Here is a 22,797-nt window from a genome sequence, read left to right as displayed (position 1 = left end):
GCGGCCGGACGGGGGCGGGCAAGGGACCGTGCCCCCGGTGCGTACGGATTCAGTCCGCGGCCTTCTCCACGAACTCGGTGGTGTACGTCTTGTCGAGGTCCACCTTGGCGTTCTTGATGTTGGGGTTGAACGCCTTGAGCACCTTCTCCACCGTTGCGGGACCGTCGGCGGGCATCACGCCGTCCCTGGTGAACATCGGCAGCGTGCTCTCGATGGCGGCGGCGTAGAGGACCCTGTTGCCCTGCGAGTAGTCGGCGGGCATCTTGTCCGCGATCTCGGACGAGCTGTGGGTGGACATCCACCTGAGCGTCTTGACGAAGGCGTTGGCCAGCTTCTGGACCGTGTCCTTGTGGCTGTTCACCCAGTCCGTCTGCATGTACAGGCTCGACGACGGGTACGGGCCGCCGAGCGCCTCCTGGGATCCCTCCGGCGTCCGCATGTCGAGGAGCACCTTGCCGGCCTTCTTGTCCAGGATCGTGGCGACGGTCGGGTCGGTCGTCATGCCGCCGTCGATGGCGCCCTTCTGGAGGGCCGAGATGAAGGTCGGTCCCGCGCCGACGGCGACCGGCGTGAACTGGTCGACCCGCACGCCGTTCTTGACCGCGAGGTACTTGGTGAGGAAGTCGGTCGAGGAGCCGAGGCCGGTGACGCCGAGCTTGCGGCCCTTGAAGTCCTTGGGCGAGGTGATGTCGCCCGCCCGCTTCTGGGAGACGATCTCCACCTCGCCGGGCGCGTGCGAGAACTGCACGACGGACTCCACGGACTTGCCCTTGGTCTGCAGGTCGAGCGTGTGGTCGTAGAAGCCGACGGCGCCCTGGACCTGGCCGGAGACGAGCGCGGTCTCCGCCTGGACGCCGGCCGGCTCGCTCAGCAGTTCCACGTCGAGTCCCTCGGCGTCGAAGTAGCCGAGCCGCTGGGTCAGCATCGCGGGCAGGTAGATGACCTTGTCCAGGCCACCGACCATGATCTTGACCTTGGTGCCCTTGCCGTCGCCCTTTCCGCCGGAGCCGGCGGAGGCGCTGCCCGCCGCGTCATTGGCGCAGGCGGTGAGGGAGGACAGGGCGAGCAGGCCGGCCGCGGCCAGGGAGACGTATCTGACGCTGGTACGCATGGTGGTTCACGTCCTTGTGAGAGAGCGGTGCGCGGAGGAAGCAGGAGGAGCAGAAGGAGAGGGGGGTTCGAGGTGCGCGTCGGAGGGCGTTCAGCCGTCGGAACCCGACGCCTTCCAGCGGAAGATGCGGCGTTCGGCGAAGGTGAGCAGCCCCTCGGCGAGGAGCGCGACGACGGCGAGGATGACCATCGCGGCGTACACCCCGGCCGCGTTGAAGGTGCCCTGGGACTGCGCGACGAGCAGGCCGATGCCCTTGGTGGCGCCGATGTACTCGCCGACGATGGCGCCGATGAGGGCGAAGCCGAAGCTGACGTGGAGGCTGGTGAAGATCCAGGAGGTGGCGGACGGGATGACGACCTGAAGCGTCACCCTGCGGTCGCTCGCACCGAGGATGCGGGCGTTGGCGACCAGGTTGCGGTCGACCTCCCGGGCGCCCTGGAAGGCGTTGAAGAAGACCGGGAAGAACACCAGGACGACGGCGGAGGCGACCTTGGAGGCCGGTCCGAGCCCGAACCAGATCACGAAGATCGGCGCGAGGACGATCCTGGGGATCGAGTTGAGCACCTTGATGTAGGGACCGAGGATGTCGGCGAGGAAGGCGATCCGCCCCAGCGCGATGCCGAAGACCACGCCGGCGACGACACCGATGACCCACCCCAGCAGCGCCTCGTGCAGGGTGAACCAGATCTGCTCGCCCAGGGAGCCGAGCGCCGTCCCGTGGGTCAGCCAGGTGTGGATCTGGTCCCAGATCTTCGACGGCATCGAGAAGTTGAACGGATCGATGACCTCGGCCCGGGAGAGCGCCTCCCACACGCCGAGGAAGGCGATCAGGAGCAGCACGCGGGACGCCGTGACGACGATCTTGCGTCTGCGGGCGGCACGCGCGCGTGAGTGCGCGCGGCCCGGGGCGGCCTTGACCGTGTCGACGACCGGTGTGGTGAGGACCTCAGGCGACATGCGCGGCACCCCTCTCGCGGGTGATGCGGACCTCTTCGCCCAGCGACTCCCAGATCTCGCGGTAGATCTCGATGAACCGAGGCTCCAGGCGCACCGACTCGACCTTGCGGGGCCGCGGCAGGTCGATGTCGAAGACGTGCTTGACGGTCGCGGGCCCGGCCGTCATCACGACGACCCTGTCGGCCAGCGCGATCGACTCCTCCAGGTCGTGGGTGACGAAGACGACGGAGGCGCCGGTGCCCTCCCACAGCTCCAGCAGTTCGTCCGACATCAGCGCCCTGGTCTGCACGTCGAGCGCCGAGAACGGCTCGTCCATCAGCAGGATCTCGGGGTCGTTGACGAAGGTGGCGGCGAGCGCGACGCGCTTGCGCTGGCCGCCGGAGAGCTGGTGCGGATAGCGGTCCTCGAAGGCCGCGAGACCGACCCGGGCCAGCCACTCGCGCGCCTTCCGCTTCGCCTCGGCCTTGGGCACGCCACGGAAACGCGGCCCCGCCATGACGTTGGACAGGACGGTGCGCCAGGGGAAGGTGGCGTCCTGCTGGAAGACGAAACCGACCTTGTCGCCGACGCCGTGGACCGGCTCCCCGGCGACCAGGACCTCACCCTCGGTGGGCTCTTCCAGCCCGCTGACCAGGGTCAGCGTGGTCGACTTGCCGCAGCCGGTGGGTCCGACGACCGCCACGAACTCCCCCCGCCCGACGGTGAGGTCGAGGTCTCGGACAGCCGTGTGCAGACCCCCCGACGGGGTCTTGAAGATCTTGCTGGCGCCCCGCAGATGAATGGCGGGGCTGTTGTCTGGGCTCATGGCCGGGGACGGTAGAGGTGGCCCGGGTCACAGCAGGAGCCTTCTGTGCGCATGCCGTTCTTTTGCCTGCAACAGCCTGTTGTGCTCTTTTTGCTCGCGTTACAACAGCGGAGCCGAAACACGGGCTTGACACGATGCCCGCCTGGCCTTGAACGGAGAGAGGCCCGATGATTGACGTCCTGGTCGTGGACGACGACTTCCGCGTCGCCGAGATCAACGCGAGGTACGTGGCCAAGGTTCCCGGCTTCCGGGTGGCCGCCCGCGCGCACAGCGCCGCCCAGGCCCTGGCGACCGTGCAGCGAGGGCCCATCGACCTGGTCCTGCTCGACCACTACCTGCCCGACCAGACCGGCCTCGAACTCGCCCACCGCATGCGGGAGCAGGGCCACGGCACCGACGTCATCATGATCACCGCGGCCGGCGACGTGGCGACCGTGCAGGCCGCCATGCGTCTGGGCGCCCTGCACTATCTGGTCAAGCCGTTCACCTTCGCCGCCCTGCGCACCCGCCTCGACTCGTACGCCGCCCTGCGCCGGACGGTAGACCGGGTCGGCGGCCGCGGGATCGCCGGGCAGGAACAGGTCGACCGGATCTTCGGCGCACTGCGGACCGCGCCGGCGCCGTCGTCGTCGCCCGGGCTGCCCAGCGGCCACTCGGAGCCGACGGCCGACCTGATCTGCCGCGTCCTGCACGGCGCCGGGCACCCGCTCTCGGCCCACGAGGTGGCCGCCGAGACGGGCCTGAGCCGCTCCACCGCCCAGCGCTACCTCCGCCACCTCGAACAGGCCGGCCGCCTCCGGCTGTCCCTCAGGTACGGCGACACGGGCCGCCCGGAACACCTCTACGCCTGGGTGGCTCCGTAGCCGGGCGCGCGACGCTCCGCGACAGCCGCGCACGCCACCGACGCCCCGCGACAGCCGCGGGCGCCGCCGCCGGCCGGCGGTGGCGCCAGGAACCGGCGCCCGGCGTGCGGCCGGCGCCGGCGAGGAACCGGCGCCCGCCGCACGCCGGGCCGAGGCCCCGCGTCAGACGGCTCCCGCCCCCGTGAGCGACCGCACCTCGGTCTCCGCGTGCCTGGCCTCGTCCGGGACCTCCGCGGAGGTGACCGTGCCCAGCCAGCCCGCCAGGAAGCCCAGCGGGATCGAGATCAGGCCGGGGTTCTGCAGCGGGAAGTACTGGAAGTCGACGCCCGGGAAGAACGACTCCGGGCTGCCCGACACCACCGGCGAGAGGGTGACGAACACGAGCGCGGGCACCAGCCCGCCGTATACCGACCACACGGCGCCCCGGGTGGTGAATCCGGCCCAGAACAGCGAGTAGAGCAGCACCGGGAGGTTCGCCGACGCGGCGACGGCGAAGGCGACGCCCACCAGGTAGGCGACGTTCAGATCGCGGGCGAGCAGTCCGAGGGCGATCGCGAGGACGCCGATGCCGACCGCGGCGACCCGTGCCACGGCGACCTCACTGCGCGGCTTGCCGCCGCGGCGGCGCAGGGACGCGTACAGGTCATGGGCCACCGACGCCGACGAGGCGAGGGTGATCCCGGCGACCACGGCGAGGATCGTGGCGAAGGCGACGGCGGCCACCACGGCGAAGAGCACCGTTCCGCCGGTGGAGTCGGCGCCGCCTCCGAGATCGAGGGCGAGCAGCGGCACCGCGGTGTTGCCCGCCGCGTTCGAGCCGCGTACCGCGTCCGGGCCCACGATCGCCGCCGCGCCGAAGCCGAGGACGATCGTCATCAGGTAGAAGCCGCCGATGAGCCCGATCGCCCAGAGCACCGAACGGCGGGCCGCGCGGGCGGTCGGCACGGTGTAGAAGCGGGAGAGGATGTGCGGCAGCCCGGCGGTGCCCAGGACCAGCGCGAGTCCCAGGCTGATGAAGTCGAGGCGGGCGGTCCAGTCCCCGCCGTACTTCAGCCCCGGCGCGAGGAACGCCTCGCCGTGTCCGCTGCGCGCGGCCGCGGTCAGCAGGAGCCGGTCGAAGTCGCCGTGGAAGCGCGCCAGGACCAGCGCGGTCAGCACGAGCGTCCCGCCGAGCAGCAGTACCGCCTTGACGATCTGGATCCAGGTGGTGGCCCGCATCCCGCCCAACGACACGTAGACGATCATGAGCGCGCCGACTCCGATCACGGTCCAGGACCGCGCGGCCCCGCTCGTGCCCCCGAGCAGCAGCGCGACCAGGCTGCCCGCGCCCACCATCTGCGCCACCAGGTACAGAACGGACACGGTGACCGAGGAGGTGCCCGCCGCGATCCGCACCGGCCGCTCGCTCATCCGTGCCGCCACCACGTCGGCGAGCGTGAACCGCCCGCAGTTGCGCACCAGTTCGGCGACGAGGAACAGCACCACCAGCCAGGCCACGAGGAAGCCGACCGCGTACAGCAGCCCGTCGTAGCCGAACAGCGCGATGAGACCGGAGATGCCCAGGAAGGACGCGGCGGACATGTAGTCGCCCGCGATGGCAAAACCATTCTCCATCGGCGAGAAGAGGCGCCCTCCGGCGTAGAACTCCTCCGCCGAGCCGTGGCGGTGGCGGCTCACCCACGTGGTGATGCCCAGGGTGACCGCGACGAACGCGCTGAACAGCGACAGCGCGAGCGTCTGGTGATGGTCCGTCACCGCGCACCCCCTCGGGCGCCGCGCGTCAGCTCCTGCGTGTCCCAGCGCAGTTCGAGTGCCGGCCGGTCCCTGCGCAGCCGGGCGTGCCGGGCGTAGGCCCAGGCGAGCAGGAAGGTGCTGAGGAACTGCCCGAGTCCCGCGGCCATCCCCACGTTCACGGATCCCGCCACCGGCCGCGCCATCAGCGCCGGGGCGGTCGTCGCCGTCACGACGTAGCCCACGTACCAGGCGAGGAAGACGACGACGCCCGGCACCACGAACCTGCGGTACCGGCGCCGCACTTCCTGGAAGGCCGCGCCGCGCTGGACCTGGAGGTAGACGTCGGCCTGAGCGGCCGCCTCCGGCGCTCCCGCCACGCCCGTGCGGCCCGGCGCCCCGGCAGCCCGCGCGGGAACGGGTACGCCGCCTCCGGCCGACTCGCCCCAGCCGGAGGGGAGTGCGTCGTACCACGGGTCGTCGTACCGCACCCCCGCGGGCGCCGCTGCCGCCGGCGGGGCGTGGTCGTCGTCGTGTGCGGCCGGACTTCCGGCGATGTCCCCGCCTGCGCGGGTGGGACCGTTGCTTGACTGCATGCCCCAGCATGGACAGACCGGGAACCTCCCCGAACCTGCTTTACCGGACCCTTCACCCCATCAGGTGACCAACCCGACGGTGGCCGGACAATTCCCTTGGCGGCACACCGTCCCGGTGGCGGCGTGCGCGGCCCGCCACCGGGTTTCGCGGGGGAGTCCGGCGCCCGGCGCGGCCATCACGCGTCGATGCGCGAGCGGTCCAGGGTCGCCGCCGAGCTGGAGATGAACTCCTTGCGCGGGGCCACGTCGTTGCCCATCAGCAGATCGAAGACCTGCTCGGCCGCGTCCAGGTCCGAGAGGTTGATCCGGCGCAGGGTGCGGTGGCGCGGGTCCATGGTGGTCTCGGCCAGCTGGTCGGCGTCCATCTCACCGAGACCCTTGTAGCGCTGGATGGAGTCCTTGTACCGGACGCCCTTGCTCTGCAGTTCGAGGAGCTTGTCGCGCAGCTCGCGGTCCGAGTACGTGTACACGTACTTGTCCTGGCCCTTCTTGGGCTGGACGATCTCGATCCGGTGCAGCGGCGGCACCGCGGCGAACACCCGGCCGGCCTCCACCATGGGCCGCATGTAGCGGTGGAACAGCGTCAGCAGCAGGGTGCGGATGTGGGAGCCGTCGACATCGGCGTCGGTCATCATGATGATCTTGCCGTAGCGGGCGGCGTCGATGTCGAAGGTGCGGCCGGAACCGGCCCCTATGACCTGGATGATCGCGCCGCACTCGGCGTTCTTGAGCATGTCCGTGACGGACGACTTCTGCACGTTGAGGATCTTGCCGCGGATCGGCAGCAGCGCCTGGAACTCGGAGTTCCGGGCGAGCTTGGCGGTGCCGAGCGCGGAGTCTCCCTCGACGATGAACAGCTCGCTGCGGTCCACGTCGTCGCTGCGGCAGTCGGCGAGCTTGGCGGGGAGCGAGGAGGACTCCAGGGCCGTCTTGCGGCGCTGCGCGTCCTTGTGCTGGCGGGCCGCGATGCGCGTACGGGCGGCGGCGACGACCTTCTCCATGACCACCCGGGCCTGCGCGGCGGCGTCGCGCTTGGCGGAGGTCAGGAAGGCCTTGAGCTCCTTGGTGATCACGGTGTTCACGATCCGGCGGGCCGCCGAGGTGCCGAGGACCTCCTTCGTCTGGCCCTCGAACTGGGGCTCGGCCAGCCGGACCGTGACGACCGCGGTGAGCCCCTCCAGGGCGTCGTCCTTGACGACGTCGTCCTCGGCGACGCGCAGCAGCTTCTTGGCGCGCAGCACCTCGTTCATCGTCTTGGCGACGGCCTGCTCGAAGCCGGCGACGTGGGTGCCGCCCTTGGGGGTGGCGATGATGTTGACGAAGGACCTGACGGTCGTGTCGTAGCCCGTCCCCCAGCGCAGCGCCACGTCGACGCCGAGCTCGCGGGTGACCTCGGTGGGCGTCATCTGGCCGTGCTCGTCCAGAACCGGGACGGTCTCCTTGAAGGTGCCCTGGCCGGAGAAGCGGAGGACGTCGCAGATCGGCTTGTCGCTCGCCAGGTACTCGCAGAACTCGCTGATGCCGCCGTCGAAGCGGAAGGACTCCTCGCCCTTGCTGCCGCCCTCGCCGAGGCCGAACTCGTCACGGACGACGATGGTCAGACCGGGCACCAGGAACGCGGTCTGCCGGGCCCGCTGGTGCAGGTTCTCCAGGGAGAGCTTGGCGTCCTTGAGGAAGATCTGGCGGTCGGCCCAGTAGCGCACGCGCGTGCCGCTGCGGGTCTTGGGGATCCGCTTGGCCTTGCGCAGGCCGCTCTCGGCCGTGAACTTCGCGTCCGGGCCGTTCGCCGCGAAGGCGCCGGGCACGCCGCGCCGGAAGCTGATGGCGTGGGTGTGGCCGCCGCGGTCCACCTCGACGTCGAGGCGGGCGGACAGGGCGTTCACGACGGAGGCGCCGACGCCGTGCAGGCCGCCGGAGGCGGCGTACGAGCCGCCGCCGAACTTGCCGCCGGCGTGCAGCTTGGTCATCACGACCTCGACGCCGGACAGGCCGGTCTTCGGCTCCACGTCGACCGGGATGCCGCGGCCGTTGTCGCGGACCTCCACCGAACCGTCGTCGTGGAGGATCACCTCGATGTGGTCGCAGTAGCCCCCGAGGGCCTCGTCGACGGAGTTGTCGATGATCTCCCACAGGCAGTGCATGAGCCCGCGGCTGTCGGTGGATCCGATGTACATACCCGGGCGCTTGCGTACGGCCTCGAGCCCCTCGAGGACGAGCAGGTGCCGCGCGGTGTAGTTGGAACCGTCCCGGTCTGCTCCTGCCAGCAGCGCTGTGGACGACGGCACGGACGTCTCGGCGGTCACGCGGTTCGCTCCTCGCTGAATTTCAGATGGGGCCCCAGTGGGTAAGGGCGCGGCTCGGTCTGCCGCCATGAGGGTACCGAGGCCTGGTAGAGCCGTTGTAACGCCACCCTCGCCCGGAAGACAGACTAGTCCAGTGTCGTATGCGTGTTCGATCCCTCGTTGGGGTGAAGTACACATCACGTTCCCTTGGAGGCATGAACCATTTAGGCTCCGGGCACGTCCTCATGAACAACCGGCAAGCCGGCCGGGAGGGCGAGAACGACGAGAACGACGAGAACACCGACCCGCAGCGCCAAACCGCACACCCTACAGACACGCAAAACGGCACATTCGCCGCCAACCGGCAGCAGACAGCCGGACTCGAAAGAGATTTTTCGAGGGCAAGCCCCGAGCGGGAACATTTTCGGGCTGGTTGGATGTTGACCCTGGTACGACAGCTCGTCGAGCTAGAGAAGAGGCGACGTGACTACTGTTCTGACCCCCGCGAGCCCGCTGACGGCCGCTGACCGCTGCGACCGTTGCGGCGCCCAGGCGTACGTGCGCGTCGTCCTGCTCAGCGGCGGAGAACTGCTCTTCTGCGCCCACCACGGCCGCAAGTTCGAGCCGGAACTCAAGAAGATCGCCGCTGAGATACAGGACGAGACGGAGCGGCTCACGACCGTTCCCGCATCCGCCTCCGAAGAAGAGCGCTGACGCCTCGCACCCACGACGAGCCAGCTCCGGCACAGGCCGGCAGACGGGCGGCGCCGCCCCTGTCCGCAGGGACGGCGCCGCCCGTCGTCGTGGTGCGAAGCCGCCCGGCCCACCTCAGTGGGCCCCAGCGCCCCTGTGCGGCGTCCACTGGGCTCCAGTGCCCCTGTGCGGCGTCCGTGGCGCCCGCGGCGCCCCCGATGACCCCAGCGCCCGCACGACGTAGGAAACGCGCGTGTAGACCCCCGGGCTGCCCGCACGGCCGCAGCCGCTCCCCCAGGACACCAGCCCGATCAGCCTGCCCCGGGACACCAGCGGGCCCCCGCTGTCCCCTTGGCAGGCGTCCCGGCCGCCCCGCGTCTCACCGGCGCACAGCATGCTGTCGGCCCGGTAGGCGCCGTCACCGCTTCCAGGGTACGCCTCCTGGCACTGGGCGTCCGGCAGTACGCGTACGTGCGCCGCACGCAGCCTGTGCGTGTAGTCGCCGGCGCCCGTGACGTCGCCCCACCCGTAGACGACGGCGTCCGTTCCCGGGGCGTAGGCGGGGTCACCGGCGGCCGCCGGTCCGATGACGGATCCCTCGGGCAGCGGGTGCGCGAGCGTGAGCACGGCGAAGTCGCCGGCGTTGGTCCTGCTGTCGTATCCCGGGTTGACCCAGACGCCGCGCACCGCGACCTCCTGACCGGTGCCGGCCGTCAGGTCCGTGCGGCCGGCGATGACCTTCAGGTCGCGTACCCGCTCGGGGGAGGCTCCCAGAGCCTCTTTGCCCAGACAGTGGGCCGCGGTGAGCACGGTGGTCCGGCCGATCGCCGCGCCACCGCAGAACTGCCCCGCGCGCGTACCCCCGAACCGGTCACGGCTGGAGAGCGCCACCGTCCACGGACTCTCGGACACGTCGACCGGAAGCCCCCCGACGACGACGCTGTCGGCGGCGGCGGGAGCGGTGGACACCAGCGGTATCGCGGCCGCCGCGGCCGCCAGGACCAGCGGCCGGGACAGGGCTCGGACAATGCGAGATCGCATGCACACTCCTGACTCAAGGTGATGAACGGACACCCAGAGTCACGCAGAGCGCGGCCGGCCGCAGCACGAAGGCCCGGTTCCCACGGGGGAAACGGGCCTTCGGCGTGGTCGTGACGGCGACCTAGTCGAGGTAGTCGCGCAGCACCTGCGAACGCGACGGGTGACGCAGCTTCGACATGGTCTTGGACTCGATCTGGCGGATGCGCTCACGCGTGACGCCGTACACCTTGCCGATCTCGTCCAGGGTCTTCGGCTGACCGTCGGTGAGACCGAAGCGCATGGAGACGACGCCCGCCTCACGCTCGGACAGGGTGTCGAGGACGGAGTGCAGCTGCTCCTGCAGGAGCGTGAAGCTGACCGCGTCCGCGGGGACGACCGCCTCGGAGTCCTCGATGAGGTCACCGAACTCGCTGTCGCCGTCCTCACCCAGCGGGGTGTGCAGCGAGATAGGCTCGCGGCCGTACTTCTGGACCTCGATGACCTTCTCCGGGGTCATGTCGAGTTCCTTGGCCAGCTCCTCCGGGGTGGGCTCGCGACCCAGGTCCTGGAGCATCTGGCGCTGCACGCGCGCGAGCTTGTTGATGACCTCGACCATGTGCACCGGGATGCGGATGGTGCGGGCCTGGTCGGCCATGGCCCGGGTGATCGCCTGACGGATCCACCAGGTGGCGTACGTGGAGAACTTGTAGCCCTTGGTGTAGTCGAACTTCTCGACCGCGCGGATCAGACCGAGGTTGCCCTCCTGGATGAGGTCCAGGAAGAGCATGCCGCGGCCGGTGTAGCGCTTGGCCAGCGAGACCACCAGGCGGAGGTTGGCCTCCAGGAGGTGGTTCTTGGCGCGGCGGCCGTCCTCGGCGATGATCTCCAGCTCGCGCTTGAGTTTCGGCGCCAGCTTGTCGGCGTTGGCCAGCTTGTCCTCGGCGAACAGACCGGCCTCGATGCGCTTGGCGAGCTCGACCTCCTGCTCGGCGTTGAGCAGCGGGACCTTGCCGATCTGCTTGAGGTAGTCCTTGACCGGGTCGGCGGTGGCGCCGGCGGCGGCCACCTGCTGGGCGGGCGCGTCGTCCTCGTCCTCGTCGGAGAGCACGAAGCCCGCGCTCTCGGCGCCCTCGGGCTCGTCGCCGGCCTTGGGCGCGTCCTCGAGCACCTCCTCCTCGAGGATCTCGACGTCGTCCTTCTTGGCGCTGGTCTTCTTCGCGGGGGTCGCCTTCTTGGCGGCCGCCTTCTTCGTGGTCGTCGCCTTCTTCGCGGGCGCCGCCTTCTTCGCGGTGGCCCTCTTGGCGGCTGCGTCGTCCTCGACGGGCGCGTCGGCGGTGGGCGACGCCGGGGCTGCGGGCGCGGTGGCCTTCTTCGTGGTCACCGTCTTGGCCGCGACCGCCTTGGTGGCGGTGCGCTTGGCCGGACTCTTCGCTGCGACGCTCTTTCGGGTGCGCTTGGGCTCTGCGGCACTGACCATCAGCGTCACACCCTCTTCCTCGAGGATCTGGTTGAGGCTGCGCAGTACGTTCTTCCACTGAGTGGCCGGAATCTGGTCAGCTTCGAAGGCCCGACGCACATCGTCGCCGGCGATCTGCCCCTCAGCCTTTCCCCGCTCGATGAGAGCCATGACAGAGACGGACTCGGCGATCTCCGGCGGGAGCGTACGGGATGTGCTGGCCGACACGAACAACCTCTCGGAACGTTGGAAAACGGCTTCCGGCCCCGTCCATGGCGGACAGGAGCCGACCGACGGCTTGGGGAACCGGGCCGACGGCACGGGCTGGGGCCGGGAAGAGGCACAGCGCCGTGAACGGCGTCCGCATTCCTTCCTCGGCTGTCACCTCTTAGGTCATCGTGACTGTTTCCACGAGCGTTACGCCCAATCTGCGTGGCCCGAGTCACACCCCGTAAGTGCGCAAAAATTGTCAAACAAGGACAAACAAGGTCGCCCGCGCTGCGGACCGGGTGCGCTGCGCCGGTCGCGCGGCCCCTCGCACCGCAGGACCCCGCAGGATCCCGGGAATCCTGCGGGGTCCGACGGCGGGCGGCTCGTCGGCCGGGTGACGCCACAGGAGGGGGAGGCATCCACCGGCCGCGCCGTCCGCGGTGGGCGGTCAGTGCTCGCGTGGGGCGGGTACCACACGCTCGACCTCGGGGTGCACGGTGAGCAATTGGCGCATGGCCACCTCGGCTCCGGCACCGTCGCCCGCCGCGAGCGCGTCGACGATCCTGCCGTGGTGCCCCAGCGACGTCTCGTTCGGCCGGTCACAGCCCGTGACCGGGCCGCCGGAGACCTGGAGGGCCGCCGACACGATCCCGGACAGGTGCTCGAGCATCCGGTTGCCGGAGACCTGGATGAGCAGGGAGTGGAACTCGGCGTCGGCCCGGGAGAAGGTGAGCGCGTCGCCCTGCCCCATGGCCTGCCCCATGATCTCGACCATGTCGGCGAGCCGCTGCTGGACGTCCTCGCGGCCGTGCCCGGCGGCGAGCCGCGCGGCGAGCGGTTCGATGGTCCAGCGCAGCTCGCTCAGCTCACGGCGCTGGTCGTCGCGCTGCGGGCCGAAGGCCCGCCACTCGATGATGTCCGGGTCGAGGAGGTTCCAGTCGCTGACCGGACGCACGCGCGTGCCCACGTTCGGGCGGGCACTGACCAGGCCCTTGGCCTCCAGGACGCGCAGCGACTCGCGGACGACGGTGCGCGAGACCTCGAAACGCTGGCCGATCTCCTCGGGCACCAGCGGGCGGTCGGCTCCCAGATCTCCGGAGACGATCATCTGGCCGAGCTGCTGGACAAGTTGGCCGTGCAACCCGCGCCCGCGGCTGCCCGCGGTGCGCCGGCTCACGCGGCCCAGCTCCGGGTCCGCGCTCTCCCAGGCGGGGGCTCCGACGCGGTCGACGGCTGGCGCCTCGGCGTACGGGTAGCGGTCGAGTTCGCCCGGGCCGGCGAGACCGGAGTCTGCGGCGCGGGCGGCGGTCATCATGGTGTGCGCAAGGGTACTCACGCATCCTTTGTCGGCGCTGTCCTCAACTCCCTTGAGGGCTTTGGTGAAAAGCACACGAAAGGGTGATCGCTCACCCCGTCGCAATTGACGCCTTATCAGAAAGAAATCAGCTATCCCCGGGGAGTTGCACACAGGGCGGAACCGGGCGGGTACGCATGGTGATCACCGGGCCCTGCCGCGCAGGGTCGTGAGCAGATAAGCGCAGAGCAGAGCGGTCAGCGACAAGGTCAGTGCGCCGCCAACGGGTTGGGCGATCACGCGGGCCGCCGCCTCCAGATAGCGCTCACCCCCGAAGGGCCACTGGGACAGGAACACCTCACGCACGCGCCCGGGAAAGCCCGCGGCCGTTCGCACGGCCGGTCCCCGGAAGGCCCTTTGTACGAGAGGTACGGCGACGACGGGTACGGCGACCACCGCCGCGAGCCCGGCCGCGGTGGACCGGAAGACGCCGGCTCCCAGCACACCGGCCCAGGCGCACCCGACGACGAGCCCGGTCCAACTCGACACCTGCGACAGCCAGTCGGCCGGGACCTGCGCGACCTCCCGCCCGTAGAGGAGATACAGCGCCGCGGCGTCACAGCCCGCGGTGAGGAGAGCGAGCGTCAGCGCGGTGGCGGCTGCCACGAGGAGCTTGGCGGTGAGCAGCCCCAGGCGACGGGGCACCGTGCCGCGGTCCGCAGCCAGGGCGGGGTGGCGGAACTCGTCGCCGAAGGAGAGCGCACCGAGCAGCCCCGCACCGAGCGCGGCGGGCGGCAGCGGCAACTCATCCGGCCAGGCGGTCAGCAGGCGCGGCTGCGAGGTGTGACCGGCCCGGGCGAGGAGTACGGCGACGAGGACGGACCCGAGGAGCACGGCGGCCCCGGTGAGGAGACCCGTGCCGATGCCGGTGGCGCGGCGGATCTCGTAGCGCAGGGGCCACAGCGGACTCCTGGCGGAACGGACGGAGATGGGGGGCGGGAGAGGAGGCAACGCGGCGGGGCCGAGGCCCTCGGGGGCGGGGGCGGGGCACAGCGGCCGCAGCGCCTCGGACCCTTCCACCTCCTGCTGTCCTTGCGGTTCTTGCAGTTCTTGCTGCCCTTGCGGTTCTTGCTGTCCTTGCGATTCTTCCGGCTCCCCGAGCCCTTGCGGCCCTTGCGGCTCCTCGGGCGTGCGACTGGGAGCCGGGGATCCGGCGGCGTCCGACAGTGGTACGGCACCGGTCGCGTGCGGGCTGCCGAGTGTCTGCGACTCGCCGGTGCCGGACGGTCGGCCGGCGTCGCGGGGCTCGTCGGCACCGGATGCCCCGCCCGGTGCCGACACCTTCAGCGGGGTCGTGTCCGCCCCCGGTCCCATGTCGCCCACCTCGTCGGCGAGTCGGTGGACGAGGATGCCGTGCCGGAAGGCGGCCTCGCCGATGTCGGCGCAGCTACTGCCGTAGACGGCAAGGCGGTTGCCGTCCTCGCGGACGATCTCGACGGAGCGCTGTGCGGCGCGGGACTCCCTGGCCAGCACGGCGGCGAGGCGGGCGGCGTGCGGACTCCGGACGGCGACGCGGGGCCGCAGCCTGGTGCGGGCGAAGTCAGCGGCCTCCTGATCGGCGACAAGTCGGCCTTTCTCCAACGTCACGACGTGGTCGGCGTTGCGCGCGGCCTCCTTGGGGTCGGCCGTGGCGAACAGGACCGTGCCGCCCTGGGCCGCGTGGGCTCGCAGTACGCCGTGCAGCCAGCGGGCCTCACGGGTGGAGAGCCCGTCGGCGGGGTCGTCCAGCACGAGTGTGTGCGGGTCGGCCAGCAGGGCGCAGGCGAGGCCGAGGCGGCGGTCCATGCCCCGCGAGAGGGCGCCCAGGTGCTCGCGGCACAGGCCGACGAGGTCGACCGCTTCGAGGACTTCGTCGGCCCGGCGAGCCGGGACGCCCGCGGCGGCGCACAGCATGCGCAGGTGACCGCGGACCGTGCGGGCCGGATGCCCGGGTACGTCGCCCAGCAGGACGCCGACTTCACGCGACGGCTGAGCGATGCGGTGCAGGGGGCGGCCCCTGAAGTGGGTGACACCGCGGCCCGGTTGGAGTTCGAGCATGAGTCTGAGCGCCGTCGTCTTGCCCGCGCCCGGTGTCCCGAGCAGCGCGGTCACGCGGCCCGCGCACGCCTCGAACGAGACGTCGTCCACAGCGGGCGGAAGCTCCTTGCGCGGGTTGCTGGTCAGTCCGAAGGCCTGGATCACCGCAGCAACATAGCGCGCCATATCCGGTTTTTCGGACATCACGGAGCCAACCGCGCAGGCCGTGATCGGCCCGGTCGGATCCCTGTTCGCCGTTCACTCCCGAGGCCCGGCCGGGCGGCGGGTGTCCCGGACGCCGGGCCGGGGCCGTACTCGTCAGACCTCGGGGCGCAGCATCGGCGGGTTGAGCAGCGTGGCCCCGCCGGCCCGGAACAACTGGGCCGGCCGGCCGCCCTGACGCGTCGTGGTCCCGCCGGTGGGAACGAGGAAGCCCGGGGTCCCCGTGACCTTGCGGTGGAAGTTGCGCGGATCGAGCGCCACGCCCCACACCGCTTCGTAGACCCGGCGCAGCTCGCCGACGGTGAACTCGGCGGGGCAGAACGCCGTGGCGAGCGACGAGTATTCGATCTTGGAGCGGGCTCGTTCGACGCCGTCGGCCAGGATCTGGGCGTGGTCGAAGGCGAGCGGCGCGACCGGTTCGCCGTCACGGCCGTACCCGCCCTGCTGGAGCAGCTCGTCCACGGGCGCCCAGCGTGCGTTGCTGGCGTCGCCACCGGCCCGGGGCGGGGGCAGGTCGGGTGCGAGCGCGAGGTGGGCGACGCTGACCACCCGCATCCGGGGGTCCCGCTTGGGGTCGCCGTAGGTGGCGAGCTGCTCGAGGTGGGCGCCGTCGCCCTGGACGGGGACGGCCGGGTCGTGGGCGTGCAGCCCGGTCTCCTCCGCCAGTTCGCGCGCCGCCGCCTGCGCCAGGTCCTCGTCGGCCCGGACGAAGCCGCCCGGAAGCGCCCAGCGCCCCTGGAACGGCGGCTCGCCCCTGCGTACCGCCAACGCGCACAGGGCATGGCGGCGCACGGTCAGCACGACCAGATCCACGGTCACGGCGAAGGGCGGAAAGGCTGACGGGTCGTAGGGCATGCGGCGATCATAGTCGTCTGCCTGACGATAAACACTCCTTTCACCGGCCGCTTCGGTGGCTGATCCACTTCGGTCCGGCTGTGGGCTACACCGTGTGTACCGGCCCGTCGTACGACACCAGGCGGGCCGGTACCGAGGTCGGGGAGGCACCCGGCATACCCCCCGAACTGTCCTGCGGGGTAAGGCCGTCGGGGACTGGAGCGCCGACGCTTCACACCCGGCCGCGGCCACGCGCACCGGCCCCTGGTGGAGGCGTCGATGGCTCAGGCATCCCCGCTCCGGGACCTGTCGGCTCCGGTTCCGGGGCAGGCGCCGCGGTGTCGTACCGCGTCCCTCCTCGTGGCACGCGGGCGCGTGCCGTCGGTCCGGGTGATGTCGGACCGCCTGGTGTCCGAGGCCGGCGTGCGGGGACGCGGAACCCCCGGCCTCCGGCCGTCCGTCCTCGCCGGCCCGGCGGTGCCGCCGGCCGAGCGCGTACGGCGTCGCAGGCGGGAAGGCGGGCGCGGCAGGGCCACCGCCGTGATGTCACCGTCCTCCGGACTCTCGGCTCCCTGCCCGGCTCGGGCCTGCCGCGCCCGTGCCGCGCCGCCCCGGCGTTCCGCCCGCAGGCAGCGGCGGATCGACTCGGGGTCCAGACCCTCGTTGCAGGCCTGGTGCAGCAGGCGGGCGAAGAGGTAATCGGGGTCCGCTCCGAGTGCCATGGCCAGTGCCTCGCGGGCCTCCAGGTCGTCGCCGCCGGACCAGGCGACCCAGCCCGCGAGGGTGAGCGGCGCCGCCGCGTGTTCGCGGTACGGACCGACGCACCGGCGGGCCAGGGCCCGCCACAGACGGAGCGCCGGGCCGGCCTCGTCGCCCTCCATCCAGGCTGCCGCACGGTCACGTGTCGTCCGGTCCTGCAGGCCGAGAATCAGCGCCGCGGCGTCCTCGTGCCCCAGCAGCTCGTCGTCCCGGAGGTCGGCTTCGAGCGTGTCGGAGACGGGCGGCGTCTCGGCCAGCCTGCGCATCATCCGGTCCGCGAGCTCCAGCGTCTCCTGAGCGACCGCGGCGCGACCCGTGTCGTCGAGGATCCTCGGGACGAGCGCCATGTTGGCGTCGTCGAGGGCGGTCTCCTGTTCGAGGGCCGCGGCGGTCTCCCAGGGGAGCAGCCTGGCCCGCAACTCGCTCAGACTGCCCCGCACCCGCAGGCCGGCGTACGCGGCCGCGGCCGCCAGCACGGAGGTGCCGGGCAGTCCCATCGGCAGGCCCTCGGGCGGGCAGCACCGCTCGTTGTCGCAGCAGTACGACCAGAAGCGGCCGTCCGAGATGCACAGCGCCTCGACCACCGGCACGTCGAGGCGACCGCACTCGGTGCGCAGCCTCTGGGCCAGCGGGCGCAGTCGCCGCATGACCTCGCGTCCCGATTCGCCCTTACCGGGCTCCTGGCACAGGTAGGCGACCATCTGCTCGGGTCGCGCTCCCCTGCGCTCGCTGCCCGTGACCAGCCCGTGGGTCAACTGTCGGGCGGCGGAGTCCCAGTCTTCCGCGTTCGTGGGGATGCCGAGCCGGGCCCGGCCACCGAACCTGCCCCGACCGTCCCTGTCGTGCAGGGCGACCAGGACGATGCTGTCCTCGGGGCGGTAGCCGAGCAGGTACGGCAGGGCGTCCGCCAGTTCGGCAGGGGTGCGCAGCGTGACCTGCTGCTCGGCACCATGACTCTCGTAGGGGGTGCAGTCGAGGCGGTTCCGGCCGGCGTGGGGTGCGTCGTCGTACACATCGTGCGGGACGTACTCGTCGAAGACGGCGCGCTCGGCGGATACGGCGGGCACAGCACGCTCGGCGGGTACAGCACGCTCGGCGGGTACAGCACGCTCGGCGGGTACAGCACGCTCGGCGGGTACGGCGATGTCGCCGTTCTCGGATGATCCAGTGGTTTCGTCGCGGTTCGTCATGGGCCGACGATCTCGCGGATCGCGCATCTCGGTCCGGACCTGTGGACAAGTCCGATCAGGAACACGACAGTGCACGGCTCGTCAGGATCATCACCTCAATGAAAGCCCAGCTCACAGCGGTTTCCCCGCAGGGCTGGAATTCGTACGACCATCACACACCCCGCCGCGCCTCGCTCGCCGCCCGCCCCCACCCTCATAGCCCCCGCCGGCATACGCGGTCCGGCTGTCCGGATTGTCAGTGCCGTCCTGTTGGATGGGACGCATGGAGCACACGAGCAACGCGGATCTCCGGGCGGCCGCCGACACGGTTCTCGCCCGCCTCGTCGGGGACGCCACGGGGACGGCGCGCCTGCGCGAGGACCAGTGGCGCGCGATCGAGGCGCTGGTCGCCGACAGACGCCGGGCGCTCGTCGTGCAGCGCACCGGGTGGGGCAAGTCCGCGGTCTACTTCGTCGCGACCTCGCTCCTGCGGGCCCGGGGCAGTGGCCCCACCGTGATCGTCTCCCCGCTGCTCGCGCTGATGCGGAACCAGGTCGACGCCGCGGCCCGGGCCGGCATCCACGCCCGCACCATCAACTCCGCCAACCCCGAGGAATGGGACACCGTCCAGGCCGAGATCGCGGCGGGCGAGGTGGACGTGCTGCTGGTGAGTCCGGAGCGGCTCAACAACCCGGACTTCCGGGACCAGGTGCTGCCCAAGCTCGCCGCCGCCACCGGGCTCCTCGTGGTGGACGAGGCTCACTGCATCTCCGACTGGGGGCACGACTTCCGCCCGGACTACCGGCGGTTGCGCACCATGCTCGGCGATCTCCCGCCGGGGGTTCCGGTGCTCGCGACCACCGCCACCGCGAACGCGCGGGTGACCGCCGACGTCGCCGAGCAGCTCGGTACCGGAGGCTCCACGGACGCGCTCGTGCTCCGTGGTCCGCTCGACCGCGAGAGCCTGAGTCTGGCCGTCCTGCGGCTGCCGGACGCGGCGCACCGGATGGCCTGGCTCGCCGACCATCTGGACGAGCTGCCGGGTTCCGGGATCGTCTACACCCTCACCGTCGCCGCCGCCGAGGAGGTCACCGCTTTCCTCCGGCACCGGGGGCACACCGTCGCCTCGTACACGGGCAGGACGGAGAACGCCGACCGGCAGCAGGCCGAGGACGACCTGCTCGCCAACCGGGTGAAGGCGCTGGTCGCCACCTCCGCGCTGGGCATGGGCTTCGACAAGCCGGACCTCGGTTTCGTGGTGCACCTGGGTTCTCCGTCCTCCCCCATCGCCTACTACCAGCAGGTGGGCCGTGCCGGACGCGGAGTCGAACACGCCGAGGTGCTGCTGCTCCCCGGGAAGGAGGACGAGGCGATCTGGGAGTACTTCGCCTCGCTCGCCTTCCCGCCGGAAGAACTCGTGCGCCGCACCCTCGACGTCCTCGCGCGCTCGGACCGGCCCCTGTCGCTGCCCGCCCTGGAGCCTTTGGTGGAACTGCGCCGCTCCCGGCTGGAGACCATGCTGAAGGTCCTCGACGTGGACGGGGCGGTCAAGCGGGTAAAGGGCGGCTGGATCGCGACCGGGCAGCCGTGGACCTACGACCGGGAGCGGTACGACTGGGTCGCGCGGCAGCGCAAGGCCGAGCAGCAGGCGATGCGCGAGTACGCGGCCGCGACCGGCTGCCGCATGGAGTTCCTGCAGCGCCAGTTGGACGACGAGGCGGCCAAGCCCTGCGGCCGCTGCGACAACTGCGCGGGTGCGCGGTTCACCGCGGACATGTCCACGACGGCATTGGCCGCGGCTCGGGAGGATCTCGGCCGGGCCGGTGTCGAGGTGGAGCCGCGCCGTATGTGGCCGACCGGGCTCGCTGCCGTGGGCATGGACCTCAAAGGCCGTATCCCCGCGAGCGAACAGGCCGGCACGGGGAGGGCGTTGGGGCGGCTGTCGGACATCGGCTGGGGCAACCGGCTGCGGCCGATGCTCGCCCCCCAGGCCTCCGACGGGCCCGTCCCGGAGGACGTGGCGAAGGCGGTGGTGGGTGTGCTGGCCGACTGGGCCCGGGGGCCGGGCGGCTGGGCCTCGGGCGCACCGGACGCGCCGCCGCGTCCGGTCGGCGTGGTCACCGTGCCCTCGCGAAGCCGGCCGCAGCTGGTCGGCTCCCTGGGCTCGCACATCGCGAACGTGGGCCGTCTGCCGCTGCTGGGCTCCCTGGAACACACCGGCGACGCGCCCCCCGTCTCCCGCAGCAACAGTGCCCAGCGTCTGAAGCTCCTCGACGGCGCACTGGCGGTACCGCCCGCTCTCGCGTCGGCCGTCGCCGGAGCAGGGGGGCCGGTCCTGCTGGTGGACGACTTCACCGAGACCGGTTGGACGCTCGCGGTCGCGGCCCGGATCCTGCGACGCGCGGGCGCGCAGGGAGTGCTGCCGCTGGTACTGGCGGTGCAGGGCTGAGCTCATCCGACGCCCGGCTCCGGCACCGACGCGGGGGCCGGGCGTCACCCCCTCGCCCGGTCCGGCGTCGCCCCCTCGCCCGGTCCGGCGTCGCCCCCTCGCCCGGTCCGGCCCTGGCGCTCCGGACAGCCCCTCGCTGCATTCGCCACCCAACCGGTCACCAAGAGTGAGTGAATGCCAGGTGAACGATCGCCTCACGCGTCACACCGCCGACCAGCGGGTAGGGATATAAACCACACACCACCGAATTTCGGACGGTGACGCCAATTGCTCGTTGCCGCAATCAAGTTCGGCAGGAAGAATTGAAGTCCGCTCCCCGCACTGCCCGCCCGTGGACCGGTAGGGCTCTGCTGCGGTGCGCGCTCCCCCGAATCCGACCCTGCCCGCAGTGTGGGCGCGTAGCCGAAGGGAGGACCGTGACCTTCGGAATTGCTCCGTCCCCCGCGGCAGCCACGACGACGTCAGCCGACCTGTCCACCGCTTCCGCCACCCCCCTGGCCCGCATGCTCGAACCGGCGGAGTGGGCCGCCGCCGGCATCCCTCTGCTGCGCGATCCACGCGAGGTTGTCAGCGGGCTGCACTCCCGTCATCACCCCAGACCGGGGACCGCTGTCGTGGCGGTGCTCGACCCGGACGAACGGCTGCGGGCAAGCGCCTCGTTCACCCGTCGCACGGCTCCGGCCGACGGCTGGCTGTTCCGCAACGTGCTGCTGGCCCAACTGCGCCGGATCATCCCCCACGACCTGCGCCGCCGGACGCCGGTGCGCACCGCCGTGCTGCTCTACTGCCGTGAGGGCGACGCGCGCTGGACCGAGGAGGACGGCGCGTGGATGTGGGGCCTGCGTGACGCCTGCACGCTGCACGGCCTGCGCTGCGGGGCCTACATCACGCTGACCCGCGACGGCTGGCAGGTCCTCGGTGAGGGCCGCGGCGGACGCCACCCCAACGCGGATTCCACGCCGGGTCCGTTCAGCCTGTCCGAGGCGCCTCTCCCGCTCCCGCGCACCGGCGGCGCCGCCTCGGAGATCCTGCGCCGCGTGGCCGCCCGCTGAGCACAGCGGTCATCCGCTGCCGCACCGGCGGAGCGGCGGGGCTCCCCGTCGGCACCGCTCCCCAGCACCGCTCCGCCGCACATCCGTCGCACACGAAAGCCGTGTCCTGCGTCGCGCACGGGACCGTTGCGCCTCGCCCGGCACCCCGCACACCGGACAGGCCGCCGTATCCCGCCCGGGACCGCTCCCTGCGTCAGGGACGCCTCCGTCACGCCGCGCCGCTGCCGCCCGTGAACACGCCAGGGGCAAGTGCCCCTTCGGACCGCGCCCGACGCGTGCACACGCCCGGCCGCTTCAGGGCGAGAGGTGCCCGAAGGGACGTCGCCCCGCAGGCACGACGACGTCACCGTCACCGGTCCCCGTCACCTCGGCATGCGTTCCGTCCCCGGAACCGAACGGGGACTTCCACACCCGGAAGCGACGGCCACAGTCCGGGCACCCGGGCGCAGTCCGGGCACGCCGAACCGCCCACCGTGCCGACGCCGCTCACAGCGGCGCACTCGTCGCTCCGTCGGCACGCGAACGTGCCGGGACGGAATCAGACGCCTGCGCCCAGTATCGAGTTGATCTTCTGCGGGTCGCCGCAGACGATCAGCAGGGCACCGGCCCGGGCATGGGCCAGCGGCAGCACGGTGGCGGCCACCGCGTCGGAACCGCCGTTGACGGCGACCACGACCACGGGACGTGATGCGGCACGCTCGGCGACGGCGGCTTCGGCGTAGAAGATGTCGTCGCCGGCGTCGTGCTGCGCCCAGTAGGAGGCTTCACCGAAGGACAGCTCGTGGGCGGCCCACGGATGCTGTTCGCCGGTCGTGATCACCAGCACGTCACCGGGGGCACGGCCCGACTCCAGAAGCAGGTCCACGGCTTCCTCGGCGGCGTCGAGCGCGCCGTCGACCGAGGCCGGGATCAGCTGGATCTGCGGGGTCGCCGAAGCCGTGGCGGGGGCGGCGGGTGCAGCGGGGCCCGACGGGGCGGGCTTGGCCGGAGCCACGTCACGCGGCGTACGCTGCGCCGGCGGCGCGGGCCGGAAGGGGCCCGGACGACCGGGGCGCGGCGGAGCCGCTGGACGGGGGCCGGGTACGGGGCGGGGGGTCGGCGCGGTACGGCCGCTGGCCGGGGTGGCGCGGGGACCCTGGGCACTCTCGTGAATCTGAGGCTCCTCGGGAATGAGAGGCATGGGCTGATTTTTATCAAACATTGGTACGGCCCGCGTCG

Annotated in this window: 17 protein-coding genes; 4 read left to right on the top strand and 13 right to left on the bottom strand. The window is 71.7% G+C overall.

Features of this window, described 5'->3' with window-relative positions:
• Positions 1 to 49: 49 nt before the first annotated feature.
• The 3 genes from VKA29_RS10850 to VKA29_RS10840 form a co-directional block, all read right to left on the bottom strand.
• On the bottom strand, positions 50 to 1,111 hold the full coding sequence (locus tag VKA29_RS10850) for an ABC transporter substrate-binding protein (RefSeq protein WP_324785133.1): 1,062 nt from the start codon (positions 1,109 to 1,111) through the stop codon (positions 50 to 52).
• A gap of 90 nt (positions 1,112 to 1,201) precedes the next feature.
• The gene (locus tag VKA29_RS10845; RefSeq protein ID WP_324785132.1) at positions 1,202 to 2,068 is read right to left on the bottom strand and encodes an ABC transporter permease; all 867 of its coding nucleotides are present in this window, start codon (positions 2,066 to 2,068) and stop codon (positions 1,202 to 1,204) included.
• Complete coding sequence (locus tag VKA29_RS10840; RefSeq protein WP_324785131.1) at positions 2,058 to 2,873, bottom strand: ABC transporter ATP-binding protein; 816 nt, start codon at positions 2,871 to 2,873, stop codon at positions 2,058 to 2,060. The genes VKA29_RS10845 and VKA29_RS10840 overlap by 11 nt, the downstream gene beginning before the upstream one ends.
• Positions 2,874 to 3,040: 167 nt before the next feature.
• Between VKA29_RS10840 and VKA29_RS10835 the strand changes: the two genes are divergently transcribed.
• Entirely contained in the window at positions 3,041 to 3,736 is a 696-nt protein-coding gene (locus VKA29_RS10835; protein ID WP_324785130.1) for a response regulator, read from the top strand.
• 162 nt (positions 3,737 to 3,898) lie between these two features.
• Here VKA29_RS10835 and VKA29_RS10830 read toward each other — a convergent pair whose 3' ends face one another.
• The 3 genes from VKA29_RS10830 to VKA29_RS10820 form a co-directional block, all read right to left on the bottom strand.
• On the bottom strand, positions 3,899 to 5,491 hold the full coding sequence (locus tag VKA29_RS10830) for a cation acetate symporter (RefSeq protein WP_324785129.1): 1,593 nt from the start codon (positions 5,489 to 5,491) through the stop codon (positions 3,899 to 3,901).
• Positions 5,488 to 6,063, bottom strand: coding sequence for a DUF485 domain-containing protein (locus VKA29_RS10825; RefSeq protein ID WP_324785128.1), 576 nt, complete (start codon positions 6,061 to 6,063; stop codon positions 5,488 to 5,490). Before VKA29_RS10825 ends, VKA29_RS10830 begins: the two co-directional genes overlap by 4 nt.
• 176 nt (positions 6,064 to 6,239) lie before the next feature.
• The gene (locus tag VKA29_RS10820; protein ID WP_324785127.1) at positions 6,240 to 8,366 is read right to left on the bottom strand and encodes a DNA gyrase/topoisomerase IV subunit B; all 2,127 of its coding nucleotides are present in this window, start codon (positions 8,364 to 8,366) and stop codon (positions 6,240 to 6,242) included.
• A gap of 462 nt (positions 8,367 to 8,828) precedes the next feature.
• Between VKA29_RS10820 and VKA29_RS10815 the strand changes: the two genes are divergently transcribed.
• The gene (locus tag VKA29_RS10815) at positions 8,829 to 9,059 is read left to right on the top strand and encodes a DUF7455 domain-containing protein (RefSeq protein WP_030790025.1); all 231 of its coding nucleotides are present in this window, start codon (positions 8,829 to 8,831) and stop codon (positions 9,057 to 9,059) included.
• A 114-nt stretch (positions 9,060 to 9,173) separates the two neighbouring features.
• Here the strand turns inward: VKA29_RS10815 and VKA29_RS10810 are convergent, their stop codons facing one another.
• From VKA29_RS10810 to VKA29_RS10785, 6 genes are all read right to left on the bottom strand, one after another.
• Positions 9,174 to 10,079 carry a serine protease gene (locus tag VKA29_RS10810; protein ID WP_324785126.1) on the bottom strand — a complete coding sequence of 302 codons (906 nt, stop codon included), beginning with the start codon at positions 10,077 to 10,079 and terminating at the stop codon, positions 9,174 to 9,176.
• A gap of 121 nt (positions 10,080 to 10,200) precedes the next feature.
• On the bottom strand, positions 10,201 to 11,742 hold the full coding sequence (locus tag VKA29_RS10805; RefSeq protein WP_324785125.1) for an RNA polymerase sigma factor: 1,542 nt from the start codon (positions 11,740 to 11,742) through the stop codon (positions 10,201 to 10,203).
• Positions 11,743 to 12,172: 430 nt separating this feature from the next.
• Positions 12,173 to 13,060 carry a FadR/GntR family transcriptional regulator gene (locus VKA29_RS10800; protein ID WP_324785124.1) on the bottom strand — a complete coding sequence of 296 codons (888 nt, stop codon included), beginning with the start codon at positions 13,058 to 13,060 and terminating at the stop codon, positions 12,173 to 12,175.
• 162 nt (positions 13,061 to 13,222) lie between these two features.
• Entirely contained in the window at positions 13,223 to 15,259 is a 2,037-nt protein-coding gene (locus VKA29_RS10795) for an ABC transporter ATP-binding protein (protein ID WP_324785123.1), read from the bottom strand.
• 153 nt (positions 15,260 to 15,412) lie between these two features.
• Positions 15,413 to 16,171: an NUDIX hydrolase gene (locus VKA29_RS10790; RefSeq protein WP_324785122.1), complete on the bottom strand. Its 759-nt coding sequence runs from the start codon at positions 16,169 to 16,171 to the stop codon at positions 15,413 to 15,415.
• A 263-nt stretch (positions 16,172 to 16,434) separates the two neighbouring features.
• On the bottom strand, positions 16,435 to 18,099 hold the full coding sequence (locus VKA29_RS10785) for a DUF4192 domain-containing protein (protein WP_324785121.1): 1,665 nt from the start codon (positions 18,097 to 18,099) through the stop codon (positions 16,435 to 16,437).
• Between the two features lie 262 nt (positions 18,100 to 18,361).
• Between VKA29_RS10785 and VKA29_RS10780 the strand changes: the two genes are divergently transcribed.
• Positions 18,362 to 20,527, top strand: a complete 2,166-nt coding sequence (locus tag VKA29_RS10780; RefSeq protein WP_324785120.1) for a RecQ family ATP-dependent DNA helicase — start codon at positions 18,362 to 18,364, stop codon at positions 20,525 to 20,527.
• Positions 20,528 to 20,943: 416 nt separating this feature from the next.
• Positions 20,944 to 21,579 carry a hypothetical protein gene (locus VKA29_RS10775; protein ID WP_324785119.1) on the top strand — a complete coding sequence of 212 codons (636 nt, stop codon included), beginning with the start codon at positions 20,944 to 20,946 and terminating at the stop codon, positions 21,577 to 21,579.
• A 538-nt stretch (positions 21,580 to 22,117) separates the two neighbouring features.
• On the opposite strand, the gene VKA29_RS10770 is transcribed toward VKA29_RS10775, so the two are convergent.
• Positions 22,118 to 22,759 carry a hypothetical protein gene (locus tag VKA29_RS10770; protein ID WP_324785118.1) on the bottom strand — a complete coding sequence of 214 codons (642 nt, stop codon included), beginning with the start codon at positions 22,757 to 22,759 and terminating at the stop codon, positions 22,118 to 22,120.
• Between the last annotated feature and the right edge of the window lie 38 nt (positions 22,760 to 22,797).

Source organism: Streptomyces sp. H51, from assembly GCF_035656535.1.
Taxonomy (GTDB): domain Bacteria; phylum Actinomycetota; class Actinomycetes; order Streptomycetales; family Streptomycetaceae; genus Streptomyces.
This window is presented reverse-complemented; position numbering and strand designations above follow the sequence as displayed.

What these genes read in the sequence shown, in the direction of transcription:
- VKA29_RS10850 (WP_324785133.1), bottom strand. Translation starts at nt 1,111, where the DNA reads ATGCGTACCAGCGTCAGATACGTCTCCCTGGCCGCGGCCGGCCTGCTC.
- VKA29_RS10845 (WP_324785132.1), bottom strand. Translation starts at nt 2,068, where the DNA reads ATGTCGCCTGAGGTCCTCACCACACCGGTCGTCGACACGGTCAAGGCC.
- VKA29_RS10840 (WP_324785131.1), bottom strand. Translation starts at nt 2,873, where the DNA reads ATGAGCCCAGACAACAGCCCCGCCATTCATCTGCGGGGCGCCAGCAAG.
- VKA29_RS10835 (WP_324785130.1), top strand. Translation starts at nt 3,041, where the DNA reads ATGATTGACGTCCTGGTCGTGGACGACGACTTCCGCGTCGCCGAGATC.
- VKA29_RS10825 (WP_324785128.1), bottom strand. Translation starts at nt 6,063, where the DNA reads ATGCAGTCAAGCAACGGTCCCACCCGCGCAGGCGGGGACATCGCCGGA.
- VKA29_RS10810 (WP_324785126.1), bottom strand. Translation starts at nt 10,079, where the DNA reads ATGCGATCTCGCATTGTCCGAGCCCTGTCCCGGCCGCTGGTCCTGGCG.
- VKA29_RS10790 (WP_324785122.1), bottom strand. Translation starts at nt 16,171, where the DNA reads ATGCCCTACGACCCGTCAGCCTTTCCGCCCTTCGCCGTGACCGTGGAT.
- VKA29_RS10785 (WP_324785121.1), bottom strand. Translation starts at nt 18,099, where the DNA reads ATGACGAACCGCGACGAAACCACTGGATCATCCGAGAACGGCGACATC.
- VKA29_RS10780 (WP_324785120.1), top strand. Translation starts at nt 18,362, where the DNA reads ATGGAGCACACGAGCAACGCGGATCTCCGGGCGGCCGCCGACACGGTT.
- VKA29_RS10770 (WP_324785118.1), bottom strand. Translation starts at nt 22,759, where the DNA reads ATGCCTCTCATTCCCGAGGAGCCTCAGATTCACGAGAGTGCCCAGGGT.